The 5,852-nt window shown below is 72.7% G+C and carries 9 protein-coding genes; 6 read left to right on the forward strand and 3 right to left on the reverse strand.

The window, feature by feature from the left end:
* Window positions 1–253 precede the first annotated feature (253 nt).
* The 3 genes from ACZ38L_RS24690 to rpmG are packed head-to-tail and all read right to left on the reverse strand — an operon-like array spanning window position 254 to window position 2,013.
* Window positions 254–1,507 (reverse strand): GTP-binding protein, encoded by a 1,254-nt coding sequence (locus ACZ38L_RS24690; protein WP_465697166.1) that lies wholly within the window; start codon window positions 1,505–1,507, stop codon window positions 254–256.
* A gap of 22 nt (window positions 1,508–1,529) precedes the next feature.
* The gene (locus ACZ38L_RS24695; protein ID WP_465697169.1) at window positions 1,530–1,817 is read right to left on the reverse strand and encodes a type B 50S ribosomal protein L31; all 288 of its coding nucleotides are present in this window, start codon (window positions 1,815–1,817) and stop codon (window positions 1,530–1,532) included.
* 31 nt (window positions 1,818–1,848) lie between these two features.
* Window positions 1,849–2,013, reverse strand: a complete 165-nt coding sequence (rpmG, locus tag ACZ38L_RS24700; RefSeq protein WP_184944103.1) for a 50S ribosomal protein L33 — start codon at window positions 2,011–2,013, stop codon at window positions 1,849–1,851.
* A 156-nt stretch (window positions 2,014–2,169) separates the two neighbouring features.
* On the opposite strand from rpmG, the gene rpmB reads away from it, so the two are divergent.
* Genes rpmB through rpmF form a run of 6 tightly spaced genes read left to right on the forward strand, consistent with a single transcriptional unit; the run spans window position 2,170 to window position 5,704 of the window.
* The gene (gene rpmB / locus ACZ38L_RS24705) at window positions 2,170–2,406 is read left to right on the forward strand and encodes a 50S ribosomal protein L28 (protein WP_465697171.1); all 237 of its coding nucleotides are present in this window, start codon (window positions 2,170–2,172) and stop codon (window positions 2,404–2,406) included.
* Entirely contained in the window at window positions 2,406–2,711 is a 306-nt protein-coding gene (gene rpsN / locus ACZ38L_RS24710) for a 30S ribosomal protein S14 (RefSeq protein ID WP_465697173.1), read from the forward strand. The genes rpmB and rpsN overlap by 1 nt, the downstream gene beginning before the upstream one ends.
* 50 nt (window positions 2,712–2,761) lie before the next feature.
* The gene (locus ACZ38L_RS24715; protein WP_465697175.1) at window positions 2,762–3,952 is read left to right on the forward strand and encodes a CobW family GTP-binding protein; all 1,191 of its coding nucleotides are present in this window, start codon (window positions 2,762–2,764) and stop codon (window positions 3,950–3,952) included.
* Between the two features lie 40 nt (window positions 3,953–3,992).
* Window positions 3,993–4,241, forward strand: a complete 249-nt coding sequence (gene rpsR / locus ACZ38L_RS24720; RefSeq protein WP_465697177.1) for a 30S ribosomal protein S18 — start codon at window positions 3,993–3,995, stop codon at window positions 4,239–4,241.
* The gene (locus ACZ38L_RS24725) at window positions 4,238–5,500 is read left to right on the forward strand and encodes a GTP-binding protein (RefSeq protein ID WP_465697179.1); all 1,263 of its coding nucleotides are present in this window, start codon (window positions 4,238–4,240) and stop codon (window positions 5,498–5,500) included. Before rpsR ends, ACZ38L_RS24725 begins: the two co-directional genes overlap by 4 nt.
* 33 nt (window positions 5,501–5,533) lie before the next feature.
* Window positions 5,534–5,704: a 50S ribosomal protein L32 gene (gene rpmF, locus ACZ38L_RS24730; RefSeq protein ID WP_465697181.1), complete on the forward strand. Its 171-nt coding sequence runs from the start codon at window positions 5,534–5,536 to the stop codon at window positions 5,702–5,704.
* Window positions 5,705–5,852: the final 148 nt, after the last annotated feature.

The following is a 5,852-nucleotide window of genomic DNA, read 5'->3' on the forward strand; positions in this document are numbered from 1 at the left end:
ACGCTCCGCCGCCGCCACCAAATTGAGGCCAGGCGACATCACTTCCGTCGGCGCATGCGCCTCCAGATGATGCAGATCTAGCCCTGTAGTACTAGGCGCCGCTGGGTCTGGCCGTGCACCGGAGCCGTCGACGCCGGCAGGATGTCGTGCGGTTGGACCGTGTCCTGTGAAGCCGCTTTGCCGGAGAGGGTCTGACGCGCTGATCCGCTCGGTTGCCGTGAACCCGACCGGTGTGATGTCCGGTCGGCAGGCGTCATGACGTTGGGAGATCCGCGGGGCCGAGGGCGTCGGCGAAGGGATCGTCGGAGAGTCTCCAGTGCTCGGCCCCGAGGGAGAGTTCGCTGTCGGTGAGCAGGCAGTCGTTCAGGAGCCGGTGCAGTGCGGGGGTGTCGAGGTCGATGCCGGTGAAGGTCAACTCGCAGCGGCGCTCGCCGTAGTAGGGGTCCCAGAGCAGTGCTGCGAAGGTGCGACGTTGTGCCGAGGCGGCCTGCCAGGCCGCGTCGTCGTGGTCCGGGAGCCAGCTGCCGGTGGTCTGGATGGCCAGGTGCTCGCCGGCGGACTCCCAGCGGTGGATGGTGCCGGGGCGGTTGGCCAGCCACAGGTGGCCGTGGCCGCGGATGGTGCCCGCACAGATCTGTTCCAGCGCGTCGTGGAGGCGCCGGGCGTGCAGTGGCCGGCGGGAGGTCCAGTGGGTGGAGCGGACCCCGTACTCGGGCGCGCGCGGCCGAGTGGGCGGGGGTAGCGGCCCGTGCCGCTCCCGGGCCCGGTCGGCGTCGAAGAGGTTCGCGCCGGTCAGGGGCGTGGGGCCGGACATGCGAAGTGTCCCGGTCAGGAGGTCGTGGCAGATGTGGGTCGTGGCGGCAGTAGGGGCGAGGTGGCGGATCAGCGCCATGGCGCGTGCGGAGGCGGCAGGCTCGGGGTCGTTCGTGCTCGCGGTCACCACCAGGTCGGCGCTCCCAAGGTGCCGGGCGGCGGTCTCGGCCAGGGCGCGCCGGTCATGGGGGCCGAGGGCGAGCCCGTGCCGCGCGAGCCGGTCGCCGCTGTTGAGGTCGTCCTCGACGCGGGAGAGGTCGACGGCGACGGCGACCGTCTCGATCCGTAGGTGGTCGGCGAGTGCCTGCCCGCGCGCGTGGCCGTGCAGCAGGCCCAGGGCGACCAGGTCCGCTTCCATCCCCGGTGGCAGGGTGAGCAGCAGGTGCCGGTGGCGGCCGGAGCTTGCCAGGTCCAGTAGGACGGGCAGCAGGGCCGGGGGTAGGAGGTGGGGCGAGGACGGGCGGGACGGCGGGGCCGATCCGTGGTCCGCTGGTATGGATCCGCCGTCCACGGGCCCGGAGCGGTCGTGCAGCCGCCAGGAGAGCCGGCGGATGGCGGGATGGGCCCGCAGGGCGAACACTGCCAGCCCCGGGCTCTCAATGCGTGCCAGGTCGGCGGCGCAGTCGCGGACTCCGGCGGCGAGGCCGCCGAGCACGGTGACGGGCAGCGGCGCGGGCTCGCCCTGCGGGGTCATCTCGCTCCTTCTGGGGGTGGCGTCAGTCGGCTTTGCCGGGCTTGTCGGCCTTGTTGGGCTTGGAGCCGGTGAGGCCGTAGCGGCGTTGGAAGCGTTCGACGCGGCCGGCGGTGTCCAGGACGCGGGCGGTGCCGGTGTAGAAGGGGTGGCTGGCGGAGGAGATCTCGACGTCGACGACGGGGTAGGTGTTGCCGTCCTCCCATTCGACGGTGCGGGTGCTGGTGGCGGTGGATCGGGTGAGGAAGGCGAGGCCGCCGGCGTTGTCGCGGAAGACGACGGGGCGGTACTCGGGGTGGATGCCGGGCTTCATGGCGGTCTCCCAGAGGTGGAGGTGGGCGGGGTCAGCGTTCTTCGCGGAAGAGCACGTGCTTGCGGGCGACCGGGTCGTACTTGCGCAGGACGAGGCGGTCGGGGTCGTTGCGGCGGTTCTTGCGGGTGACGTAGGTGTAGCCGGTCCCTTCGGTGGACCGGAGCTTGATGATCGGGCGCAGTTCGTTGCGGGCCACGGGGGGTCCCTTCGGGTGGGTCGTGGCGGCTGCCATAACACACTAGCGTAATGGTTTTCGTTTTCATGTGGTGTAGTGTCGGTTCAACGTCGGCGGCGGTCGTGGCATTCCCTGCCCGGCATCCGCAGCCTTGCCCCCAGTCGACACGGAGACGCCATGTCCGCCCACTGCCAACTCACCGGCCGCAAGCCCGGGTTCGGCAACACCATCTCGCACTCGCACCGCCGCACCCGGCGCCGCTTCGATCCGAACATCCAGACGAAGCGTTACTGGCTGCCGGGCGAGGGCCGGTTCGTGCGGCTGACGCTCAGTGCCAAGGGCATCAAGACGGTCGACAAGCTCGGCATCGAGCGGGCCGTCGCCCGGGTGCGCGCCCGTGGGGAGAGGGTCTGATGGCCAAGCGCAGCAAGATCGCCAAGAACGAGCAGCGCCGCGAGATCGTCGCCCGCTATGCGGAGCGGCGGGCCGAACTCAAGCGGCTGATCGCGAACCCGGCCAGCTCGCCCGAGGAACGCGCCGCCGCGCTGGCCGAGTTGCAGCGCCAGCCGCGTGACGCCAGCGCCACCCGGGTGCGCAACCGCGACGCGGTCGACGGCCGGCCGCGCGGCTACCTGCGCGCCTTCGGCCTCTCCCGGATCGGCCTGCGACAGCAGGCCCACGCCGGATTCCTCCCGGGCGTCCGCAAGGCCAGCTGGTAACGCCCACGCCTGGGTCCACGCCCCGCATCCCGTACTCGGAAAGGAAGACGGTGTCCCGATCCAGCCTGCTGCCCGTGGTGGTGGTCGGCGGCCTGCACGAGGCCGCCCGCCGCCAGGCCGTCCTGGAACTGCTCGAAGCCCACCCGGACGCGGTGGTCCTGCACCACGACCTCACCCGGGCCGGTGACGGCCGGGTGCGCCGCGGCATCTGGGACTCGTCCGGCCCGCTGGACGCCGCCGACGTGCCGCTCACCAACGACTGCCCGTGCTGCGCGCTGCGCGAGGACCTGCTGCCCGAGCTGCTGCGGATCGCCGAGGCGGGCCGGCACCGCCTCGCTGTGGTGGAGCTGTGGGGCGGCAGCGACCCGCACCCGCTGGTCGAGGTGATAGCCGGTGGCGAGTCCGGCGACCGGTGCATGCACGAGGTGCTGGAGGTGGCCGGCGTGGTCACCGCCGTGGACCCGCTGCGGATCGTCCCCGAACTCTCGGTCTCCGACACGCTCTCCGACCGTATGCTGCACACCGCCCCCGAGGACGAGCGCACCATCGCCGAGGCGCTGGCCCACCAGGTCGAGTACGCCGGGGTGTTGGCCGTCGCCGTCCCCCAGGGCGCGGTCGCGAGTGCCGAGTTGCACGCCGGCCTCGCCATGCTGCGCCAACTCCACCCCACCGTGCGGGCGGTGAAGCTCGGGAGCGGCGCGCTGGGCGCCGCCGCGCTCGCCGGGTTCGACGTGGCCGCCGCCCGGGACCGGGTCAACCCGGCGCTCGCCCTGCTGCCGCAGCAGGCCGACGAGGCGGGCGTGGCCACCCTGGTCTGGGAGCGCCGCCGCCCGCTGCACCCCGAGCGGCTGTACGAAGCGCTGGAGCAGCTGGTCCCGGCCGCCCAGCGCAGCCGGGGGCGGTTCTGGCTGGCCAACCGCCCGGACCTGATGCTGGCCTGGGACGCGGCGGGGGCCAACCTCGCGGTGGAGGAGTGCGGCCCCTGGCTCGCCGCGCTGCCGGACGCCGCCTGGGAGCTCTACCCGCCCGCCCGGCGGGCCGCCGCCGCCCTCGACTGGGACCGCGCGCACGGCGACCGGGTGCAGCAACTGAGCTTCACCGCCCAGGGGTTGGACGTCGACGGGATCACCGAGCTGCTCGACTCCTGCCTGCTCACCGATGCCGAACTCGCGGCCGGCGAGCCGGGCTGGAAAGCCCTGCCGGACGCCTTCGAGGACCTGCTCGACCCGGTCGGCTCCTGACCCGCCCGCCCTGCCAGAGACGTCAAGGAGAGAAGCATTCGTGGCAAAGATCGCCGCTGCCCGTAGGGACCGCAAGCCCCGCCCCAACCCGCTGCACGAGGCTCGCATCACCTACATCGACTACAAGGACACCACCCTGCTGCGGAAGTTCATCTCCGACCGCGGCAAGATCCGCAGTCGCCGGGTCACCCGGCTCACCGCGCAGCAGCAGCGCCAGATGGCCCGGGCGATCAAGAACGCCCGCGAGATGGCCCTGCTGCCGTACGCCTCCCCGGCGGCCGGCCGGTGACCGAGCTGCTGTCCGCCGCACCACCGGCGACCCCCGCCCGATTGCCCGTCACCGTCCTCTCCGGCTTCCTCGGTGCGGGCAAGACCACCCTGCTCAACCACCTCCTGCACAACCGCGAGGGCCTGCGGGTCGCCGTCATCGTCAACGACATGAGCGAGGTCAACATCGACGCCGCCCTGGTCCGCGACGGTGGGGGAGCCCTCTCCCGGACCGAGGAGCGGTTGGTCGAGATGACCAACGGCTGCATCTGCTGCACCCTGCGCGACGACCTGCTGGAGGAGGTCGACCGGCTCGCCCGGGCCGGCCGCTTCGACTACCTGCTGATCGAGTCCAGTGGCATCTCCGAACCGATGCCGGTCGCCGCCACCTTCGCCTTCGCCCGCGACGACGGCGCGACCCTGGGCGACATCGCCCGCCTCGACACCATGGTCACCGTGGTCGACGCCGCCAACTTCCTGCCCGAGCTGCGTGGTGGCGACGAACTGACCGCGCGCGGGCTCGACCAGTACGAGGACGACGAGCGTACCGTCAGCGACCTGCTGATGGACCAGGTGGAGTTCGCCGACGTCATCGTCCTCAACAAGACCGACCTGGTCACTCCGGGGCAGGCGGACCGGCTCGCCGCGGCGCTCGCCCGACTCAACCCCGCCGCCCGGATCGTGCGGGCCACGGCCGGCCGGGTCCCGCCCGCCGAACTCCTCGGTACCGGCCTGTTCGACCTGGCGAAGGCCCAGGAGGCGCCCGGCTGGGTGGCCGAACTCAACGGCGACCACGTTCCGGAGACCGAGGAGTACGGGATCAGCAGCCTGGTCTTCCGTGCCGCGCGCCCCTTCCACCCCGGCCGGCTCTGGGAGTTGGTGAGCGAGCGGCTCGACACCGGCGAGTTCGGCACGGTGCTGCGCTCCAAGGGCTTCTTCTGGCTGGCCACCCGCCCGAACGTCACCGGCCTGTGGTCGCAAGCCGGTTCCGTCGCCCGGTTCGAGCCCTCCGGCATGCGCTCCACCGCGACCGGCCGCGCGGACCCCGCCGCCCCGCACGACCGGGCCGAGAGGGCCGAGCACCCGCAGAGCGGCCAGGAGCTGGTCTTCATCGGCACCACGCTGCGCCAGGACGCGCTGCGCACCGCGCTCACCCACTGCCTGCTGGACGACGCCGAGTACGCGGCCGGCTCGGCGGCCTGGACCGGCTTCGACGATCCGTTCCCGGCGTGGGACGAGTACGGCCTCCAAGACGACCACGACCACGATCACCTGACGTAGCCACCACCACCGTCCCGGAGGAGGAACCCCGGCATGGCCGTACCCAAGCGGAAGACGTCCCGCAGCAACACCCGCCACCGTCGAGCCCAGTGGAAGGCCAGCGCGCCCGAGCTGGTCCCGATCACCATCGACGGGCGCGAGCACCTGGTGCCGCGCCGCCTGGTCCGTGCCTACGAGCGTGGACTGCTCGTCCCGACGCCCTGAACACCGACGCGGGGGGGGGGGGGGGGGGGGGGGGGGGGGGGGGGGGGGGAGGGGGGGGTTGGGGGGGGGGGGGGGGGGGGAGGGGGGGGGGGGGGGGAGGGGGGGGGGGAGGGGAGGAGGGGGAGGGGTGTTCTTTTTTTCGTCGTCT

The organism is Kitasatospora sp. NPDC024654 (assembly GCF_055559155.1).